Annotated in this window: 24 protein-coding genes and 3 pseudogenes; 2 read left to right on the top strand and 25 right to left on the bottom strand. The window is 41.1% G+C overall.

What is annotated here, in order from left to right; all coding sequences use genetic code 11:
• Nucleotides 1–14: 14 nt before the first annotated feature.
• Genes H7T99_RS06695 through mvk form a run of 3 tightly spaced genes read right to left on the bottom strand, consistent with a single transcriptional unit; the run spans nucleotide 15 to nucleotide 2,807 of the window.
• Entirely contained in the window at nucleotides 15–1,010 is a 996-nt protein-coding gene (locus tag H7T99_RS06695; protein WP_037602060.1) for a phosphomevalonate kinase, read from the bottom strand.
• Nucleotides 1,003–1,947, bottom strand: coding sequence for a diphosphomevalonate decarboxylase (gene mvaD / locus H7T99_RS06690; protein WP_037602058.1), 945 nt, complete (start codon nucleotides 1,945–1,947; stop codon nucleotides 1,003–1,005). The genes H7T99_RS06695 and mvaD overlap by 8 nt, the downstream gene beginning before the upstream one ends.
• Entirely contained in the window at nucleotides 1,929–2,807 is an 879-nt protein-coding gene (gene mvk / locus H7T99_RS06685; RefSeq protein ID WP_037602056.1) for a mevalonate kinase, read from the bottom strand. Before mvk ends, mvaD begins: the two co-directional genes overlap by 19 nt.
• A gap of 261 nt (nucleotides 2,808–3,068) precedes the next feature.
• Here mvk and H7T99_RS06680 point away from each other — a divergent pair, with 261 nt between their 5' ends.
• Complete coding sequence (locus H7T99_RS06680) at nucleotides 3,069–3,632, top strand: nucleotidyltransferase family protein (protein WP_037602054.1); 564 nt, start codon at nucleotides 3,069–3,071, stop codon at nucleotides 3,630–3,632.
• Between the two features lie 251 nt (nucleotides 3,633–3,883).
• Here the strand turns inward: H7T99_RS06680 and H7T99_RS06675 are convergent, their stop codons facing one another.
• The 15 genes from H7T99_RS06675 to H7T99_RS06605 form a co-directional block, all read right to left on the bottom strand.
• Nucleotides 3,884–5,200, bottom strand: a complete 1,317-nt coding sequence (locus H7T99_RS06675) for an FAD-containing oxidoreductase (protein WP_037602052.1) — start codon at nucleotides 5,198–5,200, stop codon at nucleotides 3,884–3,886.
• Between the two features lie 180 nt (nucleotides 5,201–5,380).
• On the bottom strand, nucleotides 5,381–6,724 hold the full coding sequence (locus tag H7T99_RS06670) for a sensor histidine kinase (protein ID WP_037602050.1): 1,344 nt from the start codon (nucleotides 6,722–6,724) through the stop codon (nucleotides 5,381–5,383).
• Nucleotides 6,696–7,370 (bottom strand): response regulator transcription factor, encoded by a 675-nt coding sequence (locus H7T99_RS06665; RefSeq protein ID WP_037602124.1) that lies wholly within the window; start codon nucleotides 7,368–7,370, stop codon nucleotides 6,696–6,698. The genes H7T99_RS06670 and H7T99_RS06665 overlap by 29 nt, the downstream gene beginning before the upstream one ends.
• A gap of 102 nt (nucleotides 7,371–7,472) precedes the next feature.
• A complete protein-coding gene (locus H7T99_RS06660; RefSeq protein WP_037602048.1) occupies nucleotides 7,473–8,033 on the bottom strand; it encodes a PepSY domain-containing protein in 561 nt (186 codons plus the stop codon).
• Nucleotides 8,034–8,196: 163 nt separating this feature from the next.
• Nucleotides 8,197–8,997, bottom strand: coding sequence for an alpha/beta fold hydrolase (locus tag H7T99_RS06655; RefSeq protein ID WP_037602046.1), 801 nt, complete (start codon nucleotides 8,995–8,997; stop codon nucleotides 8,197–8,199).
• A 35-nt stretch (nucleotides 8,998–9,032) separates the two neighbouring features.
• On the bottom strand, nucleotides 9,033–9,395 hold the full coding sequence (locus tag H7T99_RS06650; protein ID WP_037601547.1) for a hypothetical protein: 363 nt from the start codon (nucleotides 9,393–9,395) through the stop codon (nucleotides 9,033–9,035).
• 210 nt (nucleotides 9,396–9,605) lie between these two features.
• Nucleotides 9,606–10,718 (bottom strand): alanine dehydrogenase, encoded by a 1,113-nt coding sequence (gene ald, locus H7T99_RS06645; RefSeq protein ID WP_037601550.1) that lies wholly within the window; start codon nucleotides 10,716–10,718, stop codon nucleotides 9,606–9,608.
• Between the two features lie 467 nt (nucleotides 10,719–11,185).
• Nucleotides 11,186–12,331, bottom strand: coding sequence for an amidohydrolase (locus H7T99_RS06640; RefSeq protein WP_037602044.1), 1,146 nt, complete (start codon nucleotides 12,329–12,331; stop codon nucleotides 11,186–11,188).
• Between the two features lie 248 nt (nucleotides 12,332–12,579).
• Nucleotides 12,580–13,299 (bottom strand): 16S rRNA pseudouridine(516) synthase, encoded by a 720-nt coding sequence (locus H7T99_RS06635; protein ID WP_037599696.1) that lies wholly within the window; start codon nucleotides 13,297–13,299, stop codon nucleotides 12,580–12,582.
• Between the two features lie 82 nt (nucleotides 13,300–13,381).
• On the bottom strand, nucleotides 13,382–14,065 hold the full coding sequence (locus tag H7T99_RS06630) for a VIT family protein (protein WP_037599694.1): 684 nt from the start codon (nucleotides 14,063–14,065) through the stop codon (nucleotides 13,382–13,384).
• A 90-nt stretch (nucleotides 14,066–14,155) separates the two neighbouring features.
• Complete coding sequence (locus tag H7T99_RS06625; protein WP_037602041.1) at nucleotides 14,156–14,926, bottom strand: nucleoside phosphorylase; 771 nt, start codon at nucleotides 14,924–14,926, stop codon at nucleotides 14,156–14,158.
• A gap of 78 nt (nucleotides 14,927–15,004) precedes the next feature.
• Nucleotides 15,005–15,499, bottom strand: a complete 495-nt coding sequence (locus H7T99_RS06620) for a DUF6773 family protein (protein ID WP_037602039.1) — start codon at nucleotides 15,497–15,499, stop codon at nucleotides 15,005–15,007.
• Nucleotides 15,500–15,512: 13 nt separating this feature from the next.
• Nucleotides 15,513–15,710 (bottom strand): helix-turn-helix transcriptional regulator, encoded by a 198-nt coding sequence (locus H7T99_RS06615; protein ID WP_014621323.1) that lies wholly within the window; start codon nucleotides 15,708–15,710, stop codon nucleotides 15,513–15,515.
• A 178-nt stretch (nucleotides 15,711–15,888) separates the two neighbouring features.
• The gene (locus H7T99_RS06610) at nucleotides 15,889–16,872 is read right to left on the bottom strand and encodes a rhodanese-related sulfurtransferase (protein WP_037602037.1); all 984 of its coding nucleotides are present in this window, start codon (nucleotides 16,870–16,872) and stop codon (nucleotides 15,889–15,891) included.
• A 189-nt stretch (nucleotides 16,873–17,061) separates the two neighbouring features.
• Nucleotides 17,062–17,763 (bottom strand): glucosamine-6-phosphate deaminase, encoded by a 702-nt coding sequence (locus tag H7T99_RS06605; RefSeq protein ID WP_021144539.1) that lies wholly within the window; start codon nucleotides 17,761–17,763, stop codon nucleotides 17,062–17,064.
• 152 nt (nucleotides 17,764–17,915) lie between these two features.
• Here H7T99_RS06605 and queA point away from each other — a divergent pair, with 152 nt between their 5' ends.
• The gene (queA, locus tag H7T99_RS06600) at nucleotides 17,916–18,959 is read left to right on the top strand and encodes a tRNA preQ1(34) S-adenosylmethionine ribosyltransferase-isomerase QueA (protein WP_021144540.1); all 1,044 of its coding nucleotides are present in this window, start codon (nucleotides 17,916–17,918) and stop codon (nucleotides 18,957–18,959) included.
• 97 nt (nucleotides 18,960–19,056) lie between these two features.
• On the opposite strand, the gene H7T99_RS06595 is transcribed toward queA, so the two are convergent.
• The 7 genes and pseudogenes from H7T99_RS06595 to H7T99_RS06565 all read right to left on the bottom strand — a co-directional run.
• The gene (locus H7T99_RS06595) at nucleotides 19,057–20,844 is read right to left on the bottom strand and encodes an ABC transporter ATP-binding protein (RefSeq protein ID WP_021144541.1); all 1,788 of its coding nucleotides are present in this window, start codon (nucleotides 20,842–20,844) and stop codon (nucleotides 19,057–19,059) included.
• 12 nt (nucleotides 20,845–20,856) lie between these two features.
• Nucleotides 20,857–22,593, bottom strand: a complete 1,737-nt coding sequence (locus H7T99_RS06590) for an ABC transporter ATP-binding protein (protein WP_037602034.1) — start codon at nucleotides 22,591–22,593, stop codon at nucleotides 20,857–20,859.
• Nucleotides 22,594–22,778: 185 nt separating this feature from the next.
• A pseudogene (locus H7T99_RS06585) lies at nucleotides 22,779–22,946 on the bottom strand (LysR family transcriptional regulator); the annotation flags it as partial.
• Between the two features lie 9 nt (nucleotides 22,947–22,955).
• On the bottom strand, nucleotides 22,956–24,509 hold the full coding sequence (locus H7T99_RS06580; protein ID WP_013990980.1) for a BCCT family transporter: 1,554 nt from the start codon (nucleotides 24,507–24,509) through the stop codon (nucleotides 22,956–22,958).
• Nucleotides 24,510–24,736: 227 nt separating this feature from the next.
• Nucleotides 24,737–25,348, bottom strand: coding sequence for a type IV toxin-antitoxin system AbiEi family antitoxin domain-containing protein (locus H7T99_RS06575; protein WP_037602032.1), 612 nt, complete (start codon nucleotides 25,346–25,348; stop codon nucleotides 24,737–24,739).
• A gap of 27 nt (nucleotides 25,349–25,375) precedes the next feature.
• Nucleotides 25,376–25,591, bottom strand: a pseudogene (locus H7T99_RS06570) (CHAP domain-containing protein); the annotation flags it as partial.
• Between the two features lie 373 nt (nucleotides 25,592–25,964).
• Nucleotides 25,965–26,051, bottom strand: a pseudogene (locus H7T99_RS06565) (IS200/IS605 family transposase); the annotation flags it as partial.

Genomic DNA, 26,051 nt, shown 5'->3' with positions numbered 1-26,051 from the left:
TACTTAGCTGACCCCTAAACCTCATACAAAAGCTCTATATCTTCCTGCTGCCAGCGATTAACTAGGCTATCTCGGCTAGCTTGGTCAAAGGCAAAGGCAATACCACAGTCACCACCACCTGCTCCAGAAGACTTAGCAATGGCATCTAGGCCTTGCTCAGCTTCTTTGAGTTTTTTCAGCTTGGCCACATAAATATCTGGACTAACTGATTCCAACTGGTCACTGACAGTTTGAAGGCTGCTCTTAAGTAAATTCTTATTTCCTGTTTCCAGTGCCTTGAGGGCATCTTGGACGGCAACTTCTGTTTCACTTAAATACTTGCTTGATATGCGAGATTTAGCCATTTTAACCATATCTTTTGAAATAGCAGCTTGCTTGGTCCACCCCACCAAAAAGTGAGCTTTGAGAACTGGCACTACAGGACTGATACGATAGCCCCAGTCTTTTTCCAAAAGCTCTGTTAGAGTTATTTGGTCTATAAGCTCTGCTATTTTTTCACGGTCAAAGGAACGATAGGAAATCAAATCCTCGTATACGATACAAGCTAAATCTCCCATAGAACCATTATCTCCCTGCTTGAGGAGGGTGTAACTAGCTAGCTTAAAGAGAATGTCTTTGGATAAGTCTTTCTGAAGGGCTGCTGCCAAGGCCTTGAGGGTCAATACCACAACAGAACCCGAAGAACCGATACCAAATTTAACCCCATCTCGTTCCAACTTTCCAGTGATGGAAAGGTCCAGAGCGGGTAACTTCTCACCACAAAAGGCCTCAAAAGTATTCAAAGACTCTTGAATGAGGGCGTAATTTGCGGCTGGCTCACGACTAACACTATAGTCAAACATGTCTGAGGACAACTGGGTAGTTTGTGCTTCCTTGACCTCTGCTGACATGAAAATGGGAATAAATTGGATTAGGGCTGTCTGCCCAGCTGTTAAGACTGAGTATTCTCCAGCAATGTAGAGTTTCCCACCTGTTTTTACTGTGACCTGATTGACCGACTGCTTAGTCATCTGGCAACTCCTTGGTGCGTGAAACGATGACCTGATAGTCCTTACGGAAATGGTCTGCTAGGCGGTCCAGGTCTTCTTCCAGACAAAGCACCTTAACATTTGGTCCTGCATCCATTGTGAAATAACATTGCTCACCAGAAGCACGGAGAGCCTTAACCTTGTCCATAGCCTGATAAGAGGCTTCCGTTAGATAAGAAAATGGTGGGTTAGCCGTACTTGTTGTTTGGTGCATACGAAGAGCATTAGCTTCAGTGAGCTCACCGACTGCTTGGAAATCATTATCCTTGAGGTAGTCTAACATAGCCTTGTAATCCTGCTCAGACTGTTTAATCCACTCTGGGAAAGAGGTCGATGTTTCGGTGCACAATTTCATACCGTCCCGGCTTGATACGGGTTTCTTTTGATCTGTCAAAACCAGCATAATCATGGCCAATTTAAGTTCTGTTTCAACCGGGTAAACCTCACCACTATCCTTGTCCCAGGCTGCCAATGGTCCAAAGAAAGAACGTGATGATGAGCCTGAAGCAAACTTGGCAATTTGGGCTAATTCAGACTGCGTTTTTCCGACTTGGAAGAGCTCGTTAGCTGCTTTAACTAGGGCAGAAAGTCCTGAGGAACTTGAGGATAGACCCGCTGCTGTTGGCATGTTGTTCCAAGTTTCAATCTTGACATGTTGGTTTGGATTAGTACGGAAGAGATCTAAAACCTTGCTGGCCTTGGTTGTTTCTTTTTCCCCTTGGAGCTCATCATCGATATACATGACATCACCAGTCGCATCCTCAGTCAGAAAAGATAACTTGGTTTCCGTATACATATTTTCCAAAGTCAGTGAGATACTACTGGTTGAAGGAATCATACGCTCCGCATCCGCCTTACCCCAGTATTTGACAATAGCAATATTTGCGTACGATTTGACGCTTACAGGCTTTCTATCCACGTGTTTACGGCTCCTTTTTCTTGAAGTTTTTTAGCAATCGTTCGGGCTTGGTCTTTAGTACTTGTCAGGGCAATAATACAGCCACCAAGTCCTCCGCCTGACATCTTGGCTCCCAGTGCACCATGCTCCAGAGCAGTTGCTACTAGAAGATCCGACAAATCACAAGACACCCCTAAAGATTTAAGGTGATTATGGGCTTGAGACATGAGCTGACCAAGAAGCTTTTGATCCTTGGCTTTGAGGGCACGTTCTGCCTTCTTACTTAATTCGCCCAGTTGGTTGAGATCTGACAAGGCATCTAAACCAATGGCTTCAACCTTTTCCACGGCCTCACGGGTATTTCCATGGATACCCGTATCAGCAATGACCAGATAGGCACCTAAATTGACCTCGATTTCCTTGAAACCGATATTACGCGTAAAGCTAATGGCTTGGTCACTCAAGCAGGTCTTTGCATCTAAACCACTAGGTTTACTATGGGCAATGGTCTCCGCCTGATGAACTAGCATTTCCAAGGTCTCCTGGCTAAGCTCCTGATCAAAATAATCAAAGACCGCTCGAATTGCCGCAATGGCTACAGCCGCAGACGACCCCATGCCACGCTTTTCAGGGACACTAGACTTAATAGCATAGCTGATAGGCTGATTCTTGATTTCCAGATAATTAAGCGCTGAAAAAATCGCTGTCGTCAAGGGATCTTGAGCTTTGAGCGTCAAAGGAGTCTCAGCCGCCTGAATCTGACAGACAACCTCAATATCCTTAAGAGGGAGGGCAAGGGCAGGATGACCATAAACAACCGAGTGCTCCCCCATCAAAATAATCTTACTGTGAGCCTTGCCCACTCCTACTTTCTTAGTCATAAATTACACACACTCACAGACGAATTTGCAGGCGAGTGTCTTTCTAGATTTTTCATACAGATTCTAGTGGTGACTCAAGGTCAATCATGCATTCAAAGAGACAAAGAGCACCAATCTAAAGAATTTTCTTATAGCACTTCTATCTTATCATCAAAGCGCAAAAAAAGCGACATCTAACCTAGAGTGTCGCTTTGTATTAGAGATCTGGTCTTATTTTGATATTTCTATCTTAAACTAGTACAATACCAATGAGGTTTTAAAATGATTGATGTCAAAAAACTAATTAAACAGAACTCCGAACTAATGGCACTATTAAAGATTATCCACTCTTTTCAACTAAATGACTGTTGGCTTTGTGCTGGAACTATACGCAATTATATTTGGGACTACTTAAGTACTGGAAATACATCTTCTAATATAAATTTTTCAGATATAGATGTCATCTTCTTTGATAAAGATATATCATATGAACAAACTCTTGAAATAGAAAATCAAATAAAGAGAAGACATCCTGAATACAATTGGGAAATAAAAAATCAGTTTTATATGAATATACATAGCCCTAATACTGAAAAGTATATTAGCTCTACAGATGCTGTTTTAAAATTTCCCGAAAAATGTACTGCCATAGCCGCTAGACTAAATGACAATCAGGAACTAGAGGTTTTTATTCCCTTTGGAATAGACGATTTAGTTAACTTCAGAGTCTCTCCCACACCACATTACTTTTCAGATAAAGAACGACAAACTGTCTATAACGAGAGAGTAAAGAAGAAAAATTGGAATACAATATGGCCAAACATTTCTATAGAATTTATCGAATAGATTAAACTATGATTTGAGATTTACTTTTTACAAGACTTTCCGCTGTGAGAAAAGTTTCAGAAACTCGGAATTTTTGAGAGTAAAACAGTTCGGGGAACTGTTTTAGCCTGAGCCTAGAAATTAAAAAGTGAAGGGGCTCAAAAATTAGTCATGGAACTTCGAAGAAGGTCGCTGACGACCGTACTCACCTAAGGAAAGCCTTAAAAAACTTTTCTTCTACGTTAAAAAAGAGCCTCTCGGCTCTTTTCATTTTAAATCGCAAACAAATCATTTAGGTTCTCAGCCATAGTTGGGTGAGTAAAGATTTGTTTAGCCAAATCTGTGTATGGGATACCATGGTTCATCGCTAAGGCAATCAAATTAATAATTTCATGAGATTCTTGACCAAAGAGGGTTACACCCAAGATTTCCTTAGTTTCAGGATTTACCACAGCTTTGAAGGCACCACGCAAATCACCGTTAACATGACCACGAGGCATACCAGCAACTGGAAGTTCCTTGACAGCAACCGGTCCACCTGCTGCTCTGGCTTGGTCTTCAGTAAGACCAACTTGTGCCAAAGGTGGGTTGAGGAACATAGCAGTTGGAACAGCTCCACGTGTTTCAAGGTTATAGCTGCCATCACCAGTTAGGTAATTAAAGACAATACGGAAATCGTCTAGTGAGATATAGGTAAATTGAAGACCACCATTAACATCACCAACTGCAAAGACACCAGGAACACTTGTTTCCAAATGTTTATTGACCTGGATACCACCGCGCTCAGTCAAGGCGATATCAGTATTTTCCAAGTGAAGAGGTTCGATATTAGCCTTGCGTCCTGTCGCATAGAGGAGTGCATCAAAACGGAACTCGCCTTTGTCAGTAACAACGACAACTTCATCACCGTCATTTTTCACTTCGGAAGTTTTAACACCTTGCTCAAAGACAATGCCGTCCTCTTCCATGTATTCCTTGGCCAACTTAGCAATAGATGGCTCCACACGTGGCAAGAAGCTAGTCGCTGCATCCAAGACAGTCACTTGACTTCCCAAACGGTTATAAAGGCCAGCAAATTCAAGACCGATATTACCACCACCTAAGACACCTAAACGTTTTGGTAAGGCTTTAAGGGTTTGAATACCAGTTGAATCGTAAACATGCTTAGTTGTTGTCAAGCCAGGAATAGGCAAGACATTAGACACGGCACCTGTATTGATGACAATAGTCTCAGCTGTTAGCTCTTGGCGGTCATCACCAGCCACTACTTCAATAACCTTATTTGACACAAAATGTGCCTCTGCATCAATGACATCAACGCCATTGTCTGCCAACATTTTATAATTCTTAGCATTAAGACGACCAGTCACTGCACCACGTTCTTTCATGGTATCGTCAAATGACCAGCCCTTCTCAGCCGCAACAATCATAGTCTTAGTTGGGATACAAGCAATATTAATGCAAGTACCACCATACATCGCTTTACTGCGCTCGATGACAGCAACTTTCTTACCAGCTGCATTCATCTTAGCAGCCAGAGTTTTACCGGCTTTACCGAAACCGATAACAATCAAATCATAGTTTAACATTTCTGTATCCTCCTATCTATTGCCATTCTATCATTTAATTTTTCAGACTGCACATATCTGATCCGTAAATCAAAAAGGGGAAGTTTAGTAACCTCCCCCTAGTTCAATATAGAAGCTAAACTGTAAGACTTTAAAATAGTCTAGCTAGAAATAACTACTTTTTAGACTCACCCCATTTTCCTAATCACATAGAGGGAAACGAATCATAAAGCTACTCCCAACATCTTCTTTAGACTGAATATCAAGTTCTGCCCGGTGTAACTCTGCAATATCTTTGACAAAGGATAAACCTAACCCAACACCACTATTGAGCGATTTGTTTCGAGAATCTTCGACCTGATAAAAACGGTCCCAGATTTTATTGAGCTGGTCTTCTGAGATACCAATACCATCATCTGCCACTTTTAAAAGAGCCTGATTGTCCACCCTTTCAAGAGTAATGGAAATACTAGTACGAGTAAATTTCATAGCATTACTCAGCAGATTATCTAGCATTCGGATGACAAGTAACTTCTCACCCTTTATCCATAAATTGGGTTCAATAGCTACTTTAAAATCAATAGCTGATTCTGCCCACTTTCTTTCTTGTGCCTGGCAATATTCTGATATCAGGCTTGACAACGATAATCTTTCTAAATCATTCCAATTAAGCTTCTGAGTTTTAGACAACTCCAAAATTTGCTCCGTCATATTTTTCATTAATTTCGCCTGACGGTTTATGATAGTATGGGATTCTTTGGATTCTTCCAGACTATCAGCATATTTCGAACCAAACTCACTTTCAGACAAGATGACAGAAAGTGGTGTTCTAAGTTCATGAGAAACATTTTGATTAAACCGCTTTTCTTTCTCAAAAGTCGACTGGACCGATGATATCATGTCATTAAAAACTTTGGTCAATCGTGTCGTTTCAACATAAGACAGCTTATAAGAAGAGGAAACACGTTTAGTGTAGTCTCTACTTTCTGTAATCTCTTCCGCCATCTGAGTCACATCTTTAATTGGCACAAATGCACGTTTTAAAATTCGACGTCCTACCCATGCCATACCAAGAATTGAAATGGGAGCAAGAATAGCTATCGAAATTAAAAACAAGGTTAATTCCTTACTCAGTCCAGATGCGGTTCGCACACCACGAATCCACTTTCCTTTCTTGGCATTATAAACATCGTAATAATAATAGTTCATTTGTGAACTGCTATAGGTAGATAATTTACCAGACTTAAAGGAAGCATTCGCATCAAAATCACTTGGGAGTGCCCCTTTTTCAAACTCCTTATTTTGATTGTAGAGTGCAAAATAGATACCATCATCAAAGGATTCAAAATCATCAAGATCCGTAGACAATTCTACCGTTTCTTGTTCCAACTCACTTCGTGATTCATAGTCAGACCAAGTTCCTGATATGATAAAAGAGGCTACAAACATGACAATGAATAGTAAGGAGACAAACACTGTATACCAAAGTGTTACCTTCGAAATTATAGAGAGTTGTTTAGTCTGATTCTTCATTTTTGAAAACATAGCCCATGCCCCTCTTTGTCTGAATAATTGACGGATTCCCCAATTTCTTTCGAATATTCTTGACTAGCACATCAATGATATTCGATTCTCCCACATAATCAAAATCCCAAATATGCTCTCTAATTTGCTCCCGACTTAAAACAATATTCGGGTGTCTAACCAGGCATTCAAGAAGTTCAAATTCCTTAGAGGTTAAGTCAATCAGCTGGCCATTTTGAGTCAACGTTTTTTTCACAAAATCTAGACAATAGTCTCCAAAAACCACACTACTGGTTAGATTTTCCCTATTATCTCTTCGAAGCATGACACGAATTCTAGCTAACAATTCATCGAATTCAAAAGGTTTTACGAGATAGTCATCTGCACCAGCATCCAAACCCGTCACCTTGTCTTCTAGTGTATCTTTTGCCGTTAACAACAAAATCGGTGTCTTAATATGATGATTTCTCAAGTAGGACAATACCCCCAAACCATCTAATTTAGGCATCATAATATCTGAAATAATCACATCATACTGTGAAACTTTGATGTAATCCAATGCCTCTTGACCATCATAAGCCGAATCAACACTGTATTTTTGTGTCTTTAATAATTTCACTATGCTTCGGTTCAAGTCAACTTCATCTTCAATTACTAATATTTTCATAGACATCTACTCTCACTCTCTTATCCCATATTATATCATGTTCGTATGAAAAATCTCGGCTAGTAAAGGACTAGTCGAGATTTAGATTATTAATAACTAAAATTAATCTTTTTCTGTTTCAATGTCTTCTTCTACAATTTGGCCTGTATTAGCATCAAGTTCAAGATCAATCTCTTTCTTGCCCTCAGTTAGACTAACGTCATAGACAAGTGTATTATTCTCAACATCTAATTGCAATTTTTCAATAGTAGACTTAGGATATTTAGATTTAACCTGACTTTCAGCACCAGCTAAATCAATCTTATAACTAGCATTAATCAATTGCTTATCATCCTTATCCTTGGTCAAGTCTTTCGTTTTAGACTTCAAGACATCCCCTGTCTGACCATCAATTTTGTACTCCTTCTCATTTTGACCATCAAGAATAGTAATTTCAAAAACAGTTTTTCCAAACTTAGCCTCTTGCTCATAACCGATTACCTGACCACTTTTTGATTCATTGAGAGCTTTTTCTTTGGCTTGGTCTACCGTCAAACTTGATTGGGTAGTTGACCCAGTACTTTTAGTAGCTTTAGCAGTATTAGCAAACACTACTACTGAACTACATGCGAGACCAAGTGATGCAAGTGTGATAACTGTTTTTTGTTTAATTGTTTTTTTCATGATATGTTCCAACTTTCTTTTTTATTAACTTATCAAGTTTCTCTTGATGATTTTATTTTAGCTAAGAAAGATGAATCTAAAATGAATAAATAACTTTTTTACTATTTTTTTTGATTTTTTTAGAGAGAGTAAGTGGTTAGATTTATTTTTATGAGTTTGCTGCCTAAGCATTCTTTCGCAGAAATTCTAATATCATTTTATTAAATTGATTACTTTCAATAAAGGCCGCGTGCCCCAGTTTGCTAAATTCATAATAGGAAGCATTTGGAATGCTATTTGCAAGTTCCCTGGCGCCATCCACACCCAGAACCAAATCATTTTTAGCTCCCAAGACAAGAGTCGGACAAGTGATTTTATCAAGCGAACTATAGCAATCAAAGGCTAGAATTGACTTGGCTAAACCAACAAATCGATGGCGTTTTTCCTTGCTTACAGACTTCAAAAATAATCTGTTAATCACATATAATTTCTTTAAAACAGGTGACGAAAATGATTTACTCATCGAATCCTTATTTAGCTGGTCCATATCGTTATTTTCAGCCATCTCAATCCATCCTCTGATGGTTTCTCTACTAATAGCATTATTTCGAGAGAATGTCAGAGCTAACACCAGACTAGTCACCTTTTGAGGATACTTGATAGCAAACAGCTGAGCAATCATACCACCTTGTGATATGCCTATGATAGAGGCATTAGCAATATGCAATTCTTGTAAAGAATGGTAGAGGTCATCAGCCATATTTTCAATTGAAATACCTTCTTCGATATAATCCTTTCTATCAAAAATATAGACCGTATACTCCTTAGCATATCGATAAAATAGCGAGTAAATGGCAAGGTTGGACATATCACCTAATCGTTGCAAACTTAATCCCGTAATGATAATAAGAGTTTTGTCTCCCTTACCAAAAGTGACATAATCTACACCTGGGTCCGACAAATGATTTCTTTGAATGCTAAACATTATCTACACACTTTCATTGTAAGATTTAAGTATTATCATGCGTCCGGGGCATTATTTGATGCCATGATGATAATACTTACCAAGACAACAAAGGTAACTTGCCAAAGAATGAAGGCCAAGAAATCCCCACCTTTAAAAATAAGCAGATCACAAAGTAAAATAGCCAACAGCACAGCATTTTTTCTAAAAAGTTGGTCACAGTTTTTCCAAAAAGTCTCAAAAGAAATATTGGCTCCTATCTTACGAACAAACTTCACATGATAAATAATCTCAACCAGGGATGCCACAGCTACTGTAGTTAGCAGTTCGGTCAAAGAGACATCCATACGAAAACCAAAATAAAGAACGAGAAGTTGAGAGAAAATAATTGCTGTGATCACACGAATATGGTTGGCCACGATAAAACCTCCTAATGGCAAACATGAATAAAATACCTTATAGATACTCATTACTGCCCTTAATATGTCTACTCATTATAGCATAAAATAAGAGCAAAATTAGAAAAATTCTAACAGTTTCGGCTTTGTAGCATTTCTTGTCTCAGACCACAAAAAAAGAGTCAACCAAATCATGGTGCGACTCCTCTTTGTTTATGCTAAATAATCTATTTATGCCAATTCATCAATTGATGTATACTCTCTGTCTAAGCCCTTTGCAACCGGTTTGCTAGTAATATGACCTTGGTAGGTTGTAACCCCTTGACGCAGACCTTCGTCGTCGTTAATGGCTTTTCTGAATCCTTTTCCTGCAAGGGCTTCGATATAAGGCAAAGTGACATTGGTAAGGGCAATAGTTGATGTACGTGCTACAGCTCCTGGGATATTGGCAACGGCATAGTGAAGAACACCATGTGTTTCATAAACGGGCTCATCGTGAGTGGTCACGCGATCCGCAGTTTCAACAACCCCACCTTGGTCAACGGCAACGTCAACAATAACTGAACCTGGACGCATTTGTTTAACCATATCGTTAGTAACAAGTTTCGGTGCTTTAGCACCTGGGATAAGAACAGCACCGATAACCACGTCAGCATCTCGGACACTCGCTTCAATATTGAGCGGATTTGACATAAGTGTTTGAATTTGGCTACCAAAGACCTCTTCAAGGACAGACAAACGTTTAGCACTGATATCAAGGATAGTCACTTGAGCTCCAAGTCCAAGGGCAATGCGGGCTGCATGTGTCCCTACGACACCACCACCGATAATAGTCACTTTCCCTTTAGGAACACCAGGTACCCCACCTAGGAGAACGCCAGAGCCACCCTCTTGTTTGGTCAAGAAGTGAGCACCGATTTGAACGGCCATACGTCCTGCAACTTCACTCATTGGAACCAAAAGTGGTAGGTGACCTTCTTGGCTACGTACTGTTTCATAGGCCACACCTGTTGTCTTAGCATTGACCATAGCATCTGCCAATTCTGGAGCTGCTGCCATGTGCAAGTAGGTAAAGAGTAAAAGATCCTCACGAAGGAAGCCATATTCTGCTGCAAGAGGCTCCTTAACTTTAACCACAAGCTCAGCTGCCCATGCTTCTGCAGCAGTTGCAACGATTTTAGCACCTTGATTGGCATAATCTGCATCCGCAAAACCAGAGCCAAGGCCTGCATTTGTTTCGATTAACACGACATGTCCCTTAGCCACAAGACTTTGGACACCTGCAGGCGTTAGAGCCACACGGTTTTCGTTATTTTTGATTTCTTTTGGAATACCAATTAACATACGTTTCTCCTTATTCGGAAGTTATAAGGTCAAACATCAAAAAGATGACTTGACCACTCCCTATCTATTTTTGAAATGATAACGCTTTCATTTTATCTAAAAAACTCAAAAATAGCAAGTGAAAAATCTTCCCTCCCTTTCTAAGTCCTGAAATCTTGCTTCTAAAATACGACAAAAGAACCCAACCAATCGGCTGGGTTCTTAAGTGTAAACTAAATGATCAAAAGATTTTTTCTCCTTAAGCACGTCCTCCTTTTCAATATCAAAAGTAGTACCAATTTAAAGTTCTTAAGCTTTATTTAAAACTCTTAACAAAATAATCAAAGAGTCCTTGGTCTTTTAAGAGCTTATGTCCCAAGAGAAACTCAGCATACCACTGAACACCTATAAATGGGGCGTCAGTGAAGCTCTCAACTCCCTAACACTAACAAGTTTTTCATTACTGGTAATACCGATTAAGGGAATGGTCATTTGCCTTTCTCCTTAAAATAGTCAAGTAGGAAAAGGGCGTTTTCCACATAGTAATTAACAGCTACTGGCAAGGCCTCATCTTTCACAAGGAAATCATCATGGTGCCAGTCTGGTGCATTTTCTTCACCATTTGAGCCAACAAAGGCAAAGACTCCTGGTATTTCCTTTTGATAGGCCGCAAAGTCTTCGCCCCCTGTTGATGGCAGCGTTTCAATCACTTCTGCGAAGGCCTTAGAATTTTCAAAGATAAGTGGTGTGAGCGTCTGGTCATTGTAGGTTACGTAAGGTGAATTGCCCCAAGTAATGTCAACTTGAGCACCAAACTGGTCTGCTGTCGCCCGAACGACCTTTTCAAAGCGGGCAATGACATCTTCACGAACCTTAGGCTCAAAGGTACGAATCGTTCCTTCGAAAAAGCCCGCTGCTGGAAGAACATTCCAAGTATTTCCAACTTCGATATGAGTAACTGACAATACTGCTGATTCAAAGGGCGATACCGTACGAGCAACAATCTGTTGTAAATTGTTGATGATGGTCGTAGTGACCAAGACCGTATCCACACCCAAATCAGGACGGGCAGCATGGGACGAAACACCTTTAACATCAACCCTAAACTGCTCCACACCTGCCATGATAGCTCCCGAACGAAGACCAATCTGACCAGGTTTCAAGTGAGGATTATTGTGATAACCGATGATAGCTGACACACCGTCAAGACCACCCGCTTCAATGACCTGATAGGCCCCTTGGAAATTTTCCTCGGCCGGTTGGAAAATCAAGCGAACAGTCCCCTTAAGCTCGGCTTCTCTTTCTTTTAAAAGCTGAGCAGCTCCGAGAAGAGAGGTCTGGTGAAAATCATGACCACAAGCATGCATGGCCCCATTGTCGCTGGCATAAGGAAGTCCTGTCTTTTCCTTGATCGGTAGGGCATCAATATCAGCACGCAAAGCAATAATCGGATGACCTGACCCAATCTCAGCGATAAGTCCCGTCTTCAAGGGATAATTTAAAGGCTCAATACCTAGATTTCTCAAATAGCCTTTCAAAAAGACTGTCGTCTCGTGCTCCTCCTCAGAAACCTCTGGATGTTGGTGAATCTGATGACGTGTCTTTGCTAAATGATCGTAAAATGCTTCTGTCATAATGAACCTCCCTCTCTGATTAGACTTGGTCATTGCTCCTGACTTACTTCAGTTCTCAATCGAATTGATACCATCATACCACCAGAAACAAGGCTTGAAAAATTAAAAAAACTTATGGAATGCCATAAGTTTCACTTATACCCCTAGAAAAGACTGTCGTTATGGGCCTTACAGTATTAAGGGTCATGATAGAGGGAACCTATCATGAGATTGAAAGTTCCTATCGCACTTTAAACCACATAAGGCTACTAGCCAAGATAAGTACGTAAGATTGCTTTTTCCGCTTCGGTCAACGTTCGGTAGGAACCTACAGCTATCCCTTCATCAAGCTTAAACTCTCCAAAAGAAATACGCTTAAGATAGGTTACCTTGACGCCATAAGCCAAAAACATCTTTTTCACTTGATGAAACTTGCCTTCCGAAATCGTAATTCTAGCACAGCTCTTGTCACTCGCAGAACTTAAAACTTCCAGCTGAGCTGATTGACAAATAGTACCATCCTCAAAGACAACACCAGACTCAAAAAATGCAGGTGCATCAGGCCCAAGAACATCATTGACCTCGACATAATAAGTCTTAGCCACATGATAACGTGGGTGAAGCAGGGCAAAGCCCAAAGGCCCATTATTGGTAATTAGCACCAAACCTTCCGTATCTCTATCCAATCGCCCAACAGGATAAAGCCCCTCTCGCTGATCTTCAGGCTTAATCAAATCAATGACTGTTTGGTGTTCCTTGTCCCTACGAGCTGACACTACACCTGCTGGCTTATTCATAAGGTAGTAGACTTCTGGGGCATGCTCCAGTTCCTTACCAGAAACCGTGATGGTTTGAAGACTAGCATCCACATTAAGATTATCTTGTTCAGCCAAGATGCCATCCACGTATACCTGACGGCTACGAATAAGCTTCTTGACTTGATTGCGAGAACCATAGCCCGCCTGTCCTAATAATTTATCTAAACGCATAACCCTATTGTACCACGGATAAGCTTGGTCTAGCAGACTAAAAAAGCCTACCTAACATGGTAGACTTATCCATTATTAACACTTACACATTCACGTGGAAGATATGCCCGACCAAGAAGGTTACAAGCATGGTCAAGAGTCCTACTGTCAAATTACGCAACATAGCTTGTTTAATAGGTGCTTTTCCGAGCTTAGCACTGACATAGCCAGTCAAGAGCAAAGTCAGGGCAACCACAACCACTGTTACAGGAATACGGTAAGGCTCTGGGAACAGCATGATAGCTAGTGCTGGTGGCAAGGAACCAACCGAAAAAGCAAAGAAACTAGATACGGCAGCATGCCATGGATTGGTAATTTCATCCAAGTCCACTCCATATTTTTCCTCAACCAAGACCTTAATAGGATTTTTACTGAAGGCTTGATTGACCTTGACTTCGGCTGCTGTTTCGCAATCCCCCTGACTGAGGAAGGTTTGGTACAAACTCTCTCTAGCTGCTTCAGGTGAGCGATCCAGGAGAGCTTGTTCCTTAGCGATGGCAGCTTCTTCGGTATCTTTTTGCGTTGAGACACTGACATATTCGCCACCGGCCATCGAAAAGGCACCGGCAAAAATCGCTGACAAGGCAGAAATCAAAATAAACCAGATGTTTGATGTCGCACTAGCCACACCGATAACCACTCCCGCAATGGAAATGATTCCATCATTGGCACCTAAAACACCAGCTCTCAAAATATTTAAACGCTCTGCAAAATTCTTATCTTCCAATTTATTTACTCCTTATTTAGAATCATTCTAAAAAATATTATAACAGTTATTTAGAATGATTACAAATAATAAAACTAAAAAGTAAAATGTTTAAGGTTCACTCCAGTCACACACAAACTCCAAAGCTAATAAAGCTACCTTGTCCTTTTCATCCAAATCTGCATGATTCATCAAGTTACGGGCATCCCAATTACCTTCAGAAAGGTGGTCTGCAGCATAGAAGAAATGACAGATTTCAACACCTCTAAACTTTGCTAAAGCTGCAACTGCAGAACACTCCATATCCACACAAATGGCTCCTGCTGCCTTTCGAGCTTTGAGTTTACCATTCGTCTCACGGTAAATGCCATCAGTTGTCCAAACTTTGCCTTCCTTATGAGAAATCTGACGTTCATTGAGATAGGAACGAAAACGGTCTAAAACACCCACATTTACCGCAATCTCATCGCTGGCTTCCACATAGTGAAAACTCGTCCCTTCATCTCTAAGGGCATGACTAGGAATAATAATAGAAGTCTCTTTAATATCTTCATCAAGAACACCACAAGTCCCAAAGAGTACAAGTTTATCAGCTCCCAAGGCGAAAATATCCTCTAAAATAGCCACACAGGCAGAGGCGCCTACAGGTGCATTAAAAAGAGCCAACTCCTGCTCAGCAATAACAAGCTTATAAATCGGAATAGCCACATTCGCCATGGACGTCTCATAGATAAGTTCATGGGGAAACATCTCAAGCATTCGTTGAAAGGTCGAACGAGAAAAACAGGACACAGCTATTTTAGGAAACCCCTCAAGAGGCTCATTCAAGTCCTCGGGATTGATAATCGCTTGTCTATTCGCATCAAATTCAGTTAGTAGCATACGTGACCTCCTTAATTTTAGGACCCATTATAACATAAAAAAATCAGACCAAAAAGAACGGTCTGATTCTATCACTATTTATTCTTCATTCTCCAAATCGTCCAGCTGTTTTTCAAGACGTCTTTTCTCATATCTTCCAAGTGCTGTGAGAGCCCAATTCATAAAAAAGACAAAGGGAATATACAAAATATAAGTAACTGGCCAAGCCATGAGATATCTAGGATCCAGGGGATTATTATGATAGACATTGTGGTTGAACCGATAGTTAGCTGACATTATCATAAGGGTGATAAGCCCAGTCACCAGTAAACAACCTAAGACTGTCATTCCAGAACCCCCAAATGTGTTAACACTAAGTCGTTCAGATCTATAAATAGACCAAATCCATGCTATCAACATTGGAAAAGTCAAGTAATTAGAGGTGATGACCCCCTTGTTAAAGAAGGAGCTATAGACCAAGCATGCAAGTGTCCCTGCAATCATTATGTAAAAACATTCGGCAGCAACCTTATTATTTAGAGCTTTTTCGCGTTCATCTGTAACTTTATTATTAACAAGCTTAAATTTCATCATCTTTACTTCCTTCCTAAATCTCCCAAAACAGTTGATCCAAGGTCCTGTCCAGTGTTTTGCAAATGGCAATACATAGGGCTAGACTGGGATTGTACTTTCCAGCTTCAATCAACCCTATGGTTTGTCTTGTTGCACCTACCGCTTCTGCCAAGTCACCCTGGGTCATATCATGCTCTGCTCGAGCTGCTTTTAAGCGTAAATTCTTTGCCACATGCCCCCTCCTTTTTCATCATATCTGATATTATCGTCGAAATTGACTAGGTTCACCATCTGTTTTCATCTTAATTATACACTATATATTTCCATTTGCAATATATATATGTCATTATTTTAGAAATAAATTGCAAAAAAAGAGCCGAGAACTCTCTCAGCTTCTTCACTATTTAAACTTAAGCAGGTGTTACATCCAAGCTTTCACCAATTGCCGCAAGACGTTCGACAACTTCTTCTTGGTTCAAACCATTTTCAGAGACATAACGGTTGCGTGGGTGAACACGGCATTCATGTGAGCAGCCACGAAGGTACTTGTCTTCATTTTCCTCTGAAGCAAGCATACGACGGTTACAGAATGGGTTACCGCAGTTGACATAGCGTTCGCAAGGCGTCCCATCGAACCAATCCTTACCGACAACGACAGGATCTACATGGTTGATGTCAACGGCAATACGCTCGTCAAAGACATACATCTTACCATCCCAAAGCTCCCCTTGAACCTCTGGATCTTTTCCGTAAGTCGCGATACCACCGTGCAATTGACCAACATCTTTGTAGCCTTCACGGACCATCCAACCTGAAAATTTCTCACAGCGTACACCACCAGTACAGTACACAACCACGCGCTTGTCCATGAACTCTTCTTTATGGTCACGGACCCATTGTGGCAATTCACGGAAGTTGCGAATGTCTGGACGAATGGCTCCACGGAAGTGACCAAGGTCATACTCATAGTCATTACGTGTGTCAAGGACAACTGTGTCCTCATCTAGAAGGGCGTCTTTAAACTCTTTTGGTGACAAGTAAGCACCCGTTGTTTCAAGCGGATTGATGTCGCTGTCAAAGTTATCATCCTCTAAACCAAGGTGAACGATTTCCTTCTTGTAGCGAACAAACATCTTCTTGAAAGCTTGCTCCTCTTCCTCATCAATCTTGAACCAAAGGTCCTCCATCCCTGGAAGGCTGTGAACATAGTCCATGTATTTTTGAGTGGTTTCATAGTCACCAGAAACCGTTCCATTAATTCCCTCGTCGGCGACCAAGATGCGTCCTTTCAGACCGATTGACTTACAGAAAGCCAAGTGGTCAGCCGCAAATTGCTCAGCATTTTCGATGGGAAGGTATTTATAATAAAGCAATACTCGAATAGGTTTTGCCATTGTATGTCCTCTTTCTTTATGAAATATCTATATCTGTTGTTTGATAGTCAAAGTCAACTTAACTATTATAGCGCTATCAAAGAGGGCTAGGCAATTGATTTGCTTGGAAGTGACTTTTCACAAAAGAAAAAGGCTGAGCGCTAAATGCCTCAACCTGAGTTTCGTGGATTGATTTTCCACAAGATAGCATTACAATTTCGCAGCAGCAGCCTCATCCAAGATAAGAGTCACGTCTGGATGATGTTGCAAGACACTAGCTGGCACTTCCTCTGTCACTGGCCCCTTAACCATCTTGAAAATGGCATCTGCCTTCTTGTCGCCATAGGCAAACAAAATGATTTTCTTGGCAACCATAATGGAAGCAATCCCCATTGAAATAGCCTTTGTAGGGACTTGGTCACGACTGGCAAAGAAACGGCTATTGGCTTCAATGGTGCTGTCAGTCAAGTCAACCACATGGGTTTGACTATCAAAAGGCGTACCTGGCTCATTAAATCCAATATGCCCATTACTTCCGATACCTAAGATTTGCAAGTCAATGACATGTTGGGACAAGATGTCATCGTAATCCTTGGCCGCCTGTTCTAAATCTTCAGCCATGCCATCTGGTAGGAAGCTCTCTTTAAATGGCTTGGCATCAAAGAGTTGAGCTTTCATAAAGGCATGGTAGCTCTGCTCATGGTCTGGTGCTAGTCCGACGTATTCATCCAAATTAACGCTGTAAAGTTCCGAAAAATCCAAGTCGCTTTCAACCATCTCTTGGTAAAGGGCGATAGGTGAACTACCTGTCGCCAATCCCAATGTCTGAGCACCCGCTGCAAGGCTCTCTTTAAGAATATCAAAGGCAACTTGGCCTCCCTCAACTTGATTTTTAACTAAAATCTTTTTCATGCTATTCACCTCGATATTGGTATATACCATTTTTTCTTTATTATCTCTTTTTTTAACCTTTTTGTCAAGCGCTTTCACTCGATAAGTTTAATGACGGTCGTCCTATATCGTGCTATAATAAAAAGGCTGAACATTTTTAAACGAGGAAAGAAATGAATACAAACGATTTTGATTTTGAACTGCCAGAGGAACTGATTGCTCAAACACCCTTGAAGCAACGTGATGCCTCTAAACTCTTAGTCATTGACCCTGTAACCAAGGAAATGACTGACACCCACTTCGACCACATCATCGACCAGCTTAACCCTGGCGATGCCTTGGTCATGAACAATACACGCGTGCTTCCTGCCCGCCTCTACGGTGAAAAGCCTGATACCCATGGCCATGTGGAATTTCTCCTTTTGAAAAATACCCAAGGGGATCAATGGGAAGTTTTGGCTAAACCTGCGAAACGCCTTAAAGTAGGCGCTAAGGTCAGTTTTGGTGATGGCCGTTTGACTGCCACTGTCACTGAGGAACTAGATCACGGTGGTCGAATCGTAGAATTTAGCTACGACGGTATCTTCCTTGAGGTCTTGGAAAGTTTGGGCGAGATGCCATTGCCACCTTATATCCATGAAAAATTAGAAGACCGTGACCGTTACCAAACGGTCTATGCCAAGGAAAATGGCTCCGCCGCTGCTCCAACAGCTGGTCTCCATTTCACACCTGAATTGCTTCAAAAGATTGAAGCCAAAGGCGTAAAATTGGTCTACCTCACCCTCCATGTTGGACTGGGAACCTTCCGACCTGTTTCTGTTGAGAATGTCGACGAACATGAGATGCACTCAGAGTTTTACACCCTCAGTCAAGACGCTGCCGATACCCTTAATAGCGTCAAAGCCGCTGGAGGCCGCATCATTGCAGTAGGAACTACTTCAATACGAACACTTGAGACAATCGGCAATAAATACGATGGTCAACTCCAAGCCGACTCAGGCTGGACCAATATCTTTATCAAACCAGGCTACCAATTTACAGTCGTAGACGCCTTCTCAACCAACTTCCACCTTCCAAAATCAACCTTGGTGATGTTGGTTTCAGCCTTTGCTGGTCGTGAATTCGTCCTTGATGCCTATAAACACGCCGTCCAAGAACGCTACCGCTTCTTCAGTTTCGGAGATGCCATGTTCGTCACACGACCTGCTGAGAAATAAATATTAATTTTGAGACTTCTCTCACTGGGGAAGTCTCTTTTATTGCTCGTTAAAATCAGCAAAAATCCACCAGTTATGAACTGATGGATTATTTTGTTTATTTCTCTGCAAACTGACTATTATACAAATCGTAATAGAAGCCTTTATCTGCAAGAAGGGATTCATGGTTCCCTTGTTCGATGATTTGACCATCTTTAAGGACCAAAATCTTGTCTGCCTCTTGGATAGTTGACAGACGGTGAGCAATGACAAAGCTTGTTCGACCCTGCATGAGAGTCTTCATAGCCTTTTGAATCAAGAGTTCCAAACGGGTATCAACTGATGAGGTTGCCTCGTCCAAAATCAAGATTTTAGGATCAGCCAAAAGCGCACGCGCAATGGTCAAAAGTTGCTTTTGTCCCAGTGAAATGTTACTTGATTCCTGGTTCATTTCCATGTTGTAACCGCCAGGTAGCGTACGGATAAAGTGGTCCACATTGGCAGCCTTAGCGGCTTCAACAATTTCTTCATCAGTTGCCTCAAGATTACCAAAGCGAAGATTTTCCTTGATAGTTCCTTCAAAGAGCCAAGCATCCTGAAGCACCATACCAAACTGTTTACGATAATCCTGACGTGATAAGTTACGAATATCATGACCATCAACCGAGATAGAACCAGCCGTCACATCATAGAAACGCATGAGAAGATTGATAATCGTTGATTTTCCGGCACCAGTTGGGCCGACAATGGCGACCATTTCGCCAGGATTGACTTCAAGATTAAAGTCACGAATCAAAGGTTTATCGGCCACATACTGGAAGTCCACATGCTTAAAGCTAACTTGGCCAGTCAAATCTCCGTCAAGCACTTCAGTAGCATCATTAGCCTCGTCTGGTTCATCCATCAGTTGGAAAATACGGTCCAAGGAAGATTTAGCACTTTGCAATTGTCCAGCCAACTGAGTCAAGTTCTGAATAGGTTGGTTAATCTGCCAAACATACTGAACAAAGGCCTGCATATTACCAATCGTCAAGCGACCAGCCAAGACTTGCAAACCACCTAGAACAGCGACAATTAGATAGGTCAAGTCAGATAAACCGTTAAGAACAGGCATCATGAGTCCTGAAATGAAATTAGCCTTAAAACCTACCTTCTGAAGGTCTTCCGTGATTTCTTTAAAATCATCCAAGGATCTATCCTCACGGCCAAATAGCTTAAGCACATTGAAACCGGTCAGATTTTCTTGAACAAAACCATTAAGAGTACCTAGAGCATCAGCCTGTTGTTTAAAGTAGGGCTGAGACTTACTCATGATAAAGCGGGCACCAAAGAATGTAATCGGAATAGTGATGACAACTATAGCTCCCAATTGAAGATTAAGGTAAAGCACTGTTCCAATAACCAAGGCTAGAGTAAAGACGGCATTAACAACCTGCAAAAATGACTGCTGCAAGGCATTAGATACTGTCTCGACGTCACTGGTAAAGCGTCCCAAGAGGTCCCCAAACTGGTGCTTATCGAAGTATGACACTGAGGTACGATTGATTTTCTCGGTCATCTCATTTCGCATATCTTGAACCGTTGCTTGCACAGCATTGGTCATAAAATAGTTGGAATAATAAGCAGCCAACTCATAAATAAGACCACGCAAGAGATAAACAACCAAAACCAAACCAACATAGGAGACGTTGATATGAGCGCCTTCCACACCTTTGATGATGGCCAGCGTATTTTTAGTCAACTCGGTAATAGCTAAACCAATGACTACGGGTTCAAGGACACTCATGATGACACTAACAATTTTCAAGAAAATGGCTAGGTAAAGTGGGAAACGATAAGCCTGCAAGTAGGACCAAAGGCGGCCAAAACTTGAGGAATGACTTGTTTTTGTTTTATTTTTCTTCATTTTGACCTCCTTCTAGTCTTCCGTAAGACTCTTTTGATTCAATTGAGAATTAGCAATTTCACGGTAAATCTCATTGCTTTCCATAAGCTCTTCGTGGCGGCCACGACCCACGATTTCACCCTTATCAAGAACGATAATCTGGTCTGCATCCATGATAGTTCCCACACGTTGGGCAACAATCAGGACTGTCGCATCTTGAGTCACTTCTTTTAGACGACGGCGCAAGGTCGCATCAGTCTTGTAGTCCAAGGCAGAGAAGGAATCATCAAAGATATAAAGATCAGGACGTTTAACCACCGCACGTGCAATCGACAAACGCTGCTTCTGTCCCCCAGAAAGGTTGCTACCACCCTCAGCCAAGTGAGAATCGTAGCGTTCTTCCTTACTGTCAATGAATTCCTTAGCTTGAGCGACATCCGTAGCTTGATTCAATTCTTCATGACTGGCATTTTCCTTACCATAACGGATATTTTCACCGATGGTTCCTGTAAAGAGCAGGGCTTTTTGTGGAATAAAGCCAATCTTACGACGCAGAGCCTTCAGATTATAGTCACGAACATCCACACCATCAACAAGAATGCGTCCAAGCGTTACATCATAAAAGCGTGGAATCAACTGCACAAGTGATGATTTTCCTGAACCCGTAGATCCGATAAAGGCAATGGTTTCACCAGGTTTAGCCTTGAAGGAAATATTGTGTAGGACAGGACTCTCAGTTTCACCGGGATAGGCAAAGGTAACATTGTCAAATTCCAAATATCCCTTAGTCTCGGTTTCTGTCACGCCATCTTCATTTGGATTGATAGAAATCGGCATGTCCATAATTTCCTGCAGACGTTCACTAGATACCGCTGTACGAGGATACATGGTAAAGAGATTGGCTAGGAAAAGGAAGGACAATAGTGCATGGAAGCTGTACTCAATAAAAGCAACCAAGTCACCGATTGCTAAAGTCCCAGAACCTAATGGCTCAAGAGCAAACCAAACAATTGCCACAATCATAGCGATGATGATTTGCACAAAAAGTGGCTCGGTCAAACCAGTCAATTTAAAAAGTTTGTTTGAATTATCCGCATAGACAGCATTTTCAGAAGCGAACTTCTTCTCTTGAAAATCTTCTCTAGCGAAAGCTCGGATGACACGAAGTCCAGTCAGATTTTCACGAGCATACTGGTTAATCTTGTCGAGAGTTGCCTGTTGTTTTTCAGAAAGCGGACGCGTTTTTACCGCCACATACCAGACTACTACGGCTAGGAAAGGCAAGGAGATTGCCACAATCCAAGCCAAAGATGGACTTGTCGTCAAAATCAAAAAGACACTGGAAACCATCATCAAAGGAGTGATAACCCCTAGCTTAAGAACCTGATCCGCAAACTGCATAAGCACAAAAGCATCTGATGTAATACGAGTCACCAAAGAGGATACCCCAATCTGCTCATACTCGTAGTGGGAATACTCCTGAAGCTTAGCATAAATGTCATTACGCATGACTTGCACCATAGTAGTGGTCAACTTACCAACCGCATAGGACAGAAGTATACGACCAACAATCCCAGTCAAAACTACACCAAACATGACCCAAGCATAAGCGTAAAGCTTATCAACATCACCACGGTTTATTCCCTCATCAATCATTCTGGCAAGAACCGTCGGCAAACCCAAGTTAGCAATAACAAATAAAATGGCCGCCGTAAAATTCATTGCTAGCCACTTAGGATAACGTCTGAGATAAGACCAAATATAAGCCATAAATTTCTCCTTTTCTTTTTAGCATTTACCATACCTTTAAGATTTTTATAGTTATTTACAACCACTAAAGCCGTAAAAGACACAGAAAAAGGGCGTGACAAGCACGCACATCACCTACATTCTAACAAATGAAAATATTAAAAGCAATAGAAAAAACCAGAGCTGATGCCCTGGTTTTCTTTATTAAGCGACTTGATATGTTCACGGATAAAAAGAGGTTCACCAAGTTCCTGCTCCAAATCTTTTAACTGACGACTGAGTGTCGGCTGAGTAATCATCAGCTTCTCAGCTGCCTTGGAGATACTCCCCTCCTCAGCAATAGTAATAAAATAACGAAGCACTCTTAACTCCATGCCATCCTCCTAATTTTCCTCATAAGATTTAAACGGTTGATTCTTCTCAGGATATCGGTCTGGTGTAATGGCGAGTCCCATTTGCTCTTTTTCGTGATATAACTCTTTCATAAGCGACCACATCATCAACACTAGTACTATAGAAAATGGAAAAGCGACAATAATGAGCGTGTTTTGTAAAGCTGTCAATCCACCAGAAAACATGAGTGCAATAGCAATCAAGGCCAGCATGACACCCCAAATCACCTTTTTACGATTACTTGGATTTAGATTGCCATCTTCAGACAACATGGCCAAAACATAGGTGGCAGAATCCGCCGAGGTCACAAAGAAGGTTAAAACTAAAATAATTGCCAGGAGTGAAAGGACACTTCCCAGAGGATATTCATTAAAAGAGGCAAAAAGAATTTCTTCTGTGGCAAAACGTATCAAATTAACCCCCGAATCTTGTAGTGAAGTAGATAAGGTACCAAAAGCAGAAAACCAGATAAAACTAAGGACTGTTGGTGCCAAAAGCACTACTGTCAAAAATTCGCGAATAGTCCGACCTTTTGAGATACGGGCAATAAAGACGCCCACAAAAGGTGACCAGGAAATCCACCATGCCCAGTAAAAAATGGTCCATTGGTTAATCCAAGCCCGCTTGGTCTCATCAAAAGCCGCCGCCCGAAAACTCATACGGAAGAAGTTTTGAAAATAAAGGCCGATAGAGTCTGTCATGGTGTCAAATATCTTAACCGTTGGCCCCAAAACTATGACTCCAGCAAGCAAGACAATAGCTAAAATCAAGTTTGTATTAGATAGGATTTTAACACCCTTTCCTAAACCTGATAAGGCAGAAATAAGAAAAAGAATTGTCGCAATGATGATAATGATGACTTGCACAAGACTATTATTAGGAATACCAAAGACATAGGAGAGACCACCATTGATTTGTGAGGCACCAAAGCCGAGCGTTGTCGCTACCCCAATCACTGTCGCAATAATGGTGATGGTATCGATAATGGTTGCTATTGGTCCGTCCGCATATTTTCCAAAAAGAGGCTTAAAGACGACTGAGAGCTGATATTTCTCCCGTTTACGAAAGCCAAAATAAGCCAAAGACAATCCCACCAGGGCATAGACCGCCCAAGCATGAAATCCCCAGTGAAAAAAAGTAAAACGAAAAGCATCTGCGAGAGCATCCGCACTGCCTATTTCTGCATTGGGCGTCGAGATAGCAAAGTGACTCAAAGGCTCTGCTGCCCCATAAAAGACCAGACCAATCCCCATTCCAGCAGAAAACATCATGGCAATCCATGACGTCGTCGAATGCTCTGGCCGACTCGTGGGATTACCCAAGCGAATCTGCCCTATCGGACTTACAATTAAAAAGACACAAAAAATTAAAATCCCCGTAACCAATAACAAGTAAAACCAGCCAACACTAGTTGTTAAGAGATTTTTTAAGTAAGAACTAATATTTTGAAACTGCTGGGGAACAAAGAGCCCTAACAAGACTAAAATAAATATGATGACGAGTGAAAGCTGAAAAACTTTTGTTATTTTAGAATGCTTCACCATTTTACCTCCTTATGTGTTCTTAGTTATAAAAAGTTTTTGAGAAAACTTAAAATTCTATATGGTTTCATTGTAACACAATTGTTTAATTTATACATATAACAACCGAATACATCCAACATATTCGCACCGTATTCTTCAAATATTTGACTAATCTTTTGAGAAAGAGATCCCTTTTTCTTTTGCAATATTCTTGATTTTAGCTTTGAAACTATTAGCATTTGAAAATTTCACGACAAGACCTCCACATATGATTGTAGTTTTTCGGTTACTTTAAATAGTTGTGCATAGTGATACAACTTGGCATAATCAACAGCTCCTTTTTTAAAGTAAGCTTGAAAAGCTGGAGCAATAACTTGAATATCGACATGATAAGCTGTTCTCAAACACTCCACTAATGTTCGTTCCATATCATATACTGAGATAAACTGTCCAGCCTGTCGCTCCAGTCTAATAATACCGATTTCATGATACTTTCTAGCGACAATTGGCTTGACACCAGCTTCTTTCATTGGCCTCGTATTTGTCCCGAAAGGAAAAGTCATCACAGGCTCAAATGGAATGGTAAGGGACAGACCATGTAACCAAAGTGCTGTTTCTAAGGATGGAAAACGGTACTGTAAACTAAAATAGTCATCGATATAGGTATCTGGCAGATGATAGATACCTCTTTCAATTGATTCCACTTTCCCTTTTGAGACTAATTGATTCAGTTGTTGATAAGAAAAGTTAAGCTCTTCCATATCACGAAAAGTTATTACTCCATGATTATTTTTAATATAATTATAAACGGGTTTCTCTAACAAATCCGTATCACCACCTCCAAAACAATATGCTAACAAATCAAGTCATTGTTAGCATATCCTTTTTTATTTCGTCGTATACGCAAAACTCAAGTTACTATCCACTCCAGATAATTTACAGAAGGTATAGTTTGGATTGCCATTGTAATTGGTTTCGGAGATAAGGAATGAGCCATTTGGGTAGAGTTTTTCGACGAAAGCCACATGTCCGTATTCTGCTGGTGTGCCATGTCCTCCTCCCGCAAAGGAAATAATAGCTCCTGCTTGTGGACTTGTCGCCAAAATCAAAAAGACACTGGAAACCCTCATCAATCATTCTGGCAAGAACCGTCGGCAAACCCAAGTTAGCAATAACAAATAAAATGGCCGCCGTAAAATTCATTGCTAGCCACTTAGGATAACGTCTGAGATAAGACCAAATATAAGCCATAAATTTCTCCTTTTCTTTTTAGCATTTACCATGCCTTTAAGATTTTTATAGTTATTTACAACCACTAAAGCCGTAAAAGACACAGAGTCAAAACCACCCGTGAGAACGGGTGGCTTGCTCTTCGGCTGAAAGCCTCTGCTACCGGCCGAGACCTAAAGGCCTACCGAATGGTTTCCCTTCAGCACCACCTTTGCTAGCTGACCCGTCTAGCGGGTCTCTTTAAGATTACTTTCTCTTATTCTTCTCACCTGTAAACGGATCATACTCCTCAAATAGACTTAGCTGATCTGCTATCACGTCTTCTTGTAATTG

It is taken from the genome of Streptococcus sp. 17.1 (assembly GCF_016648655.1).
GTDB lineage: Bacteria > Bacillota > Bacilli > Lactobacillales > Streptococcaceae > Streptococcus > Streptococcus salivarius_E.
Note: the sequence above shows the minus strand (reverse complement) of the source record. Positions and strands in the feature narration are given on the sequence as shown.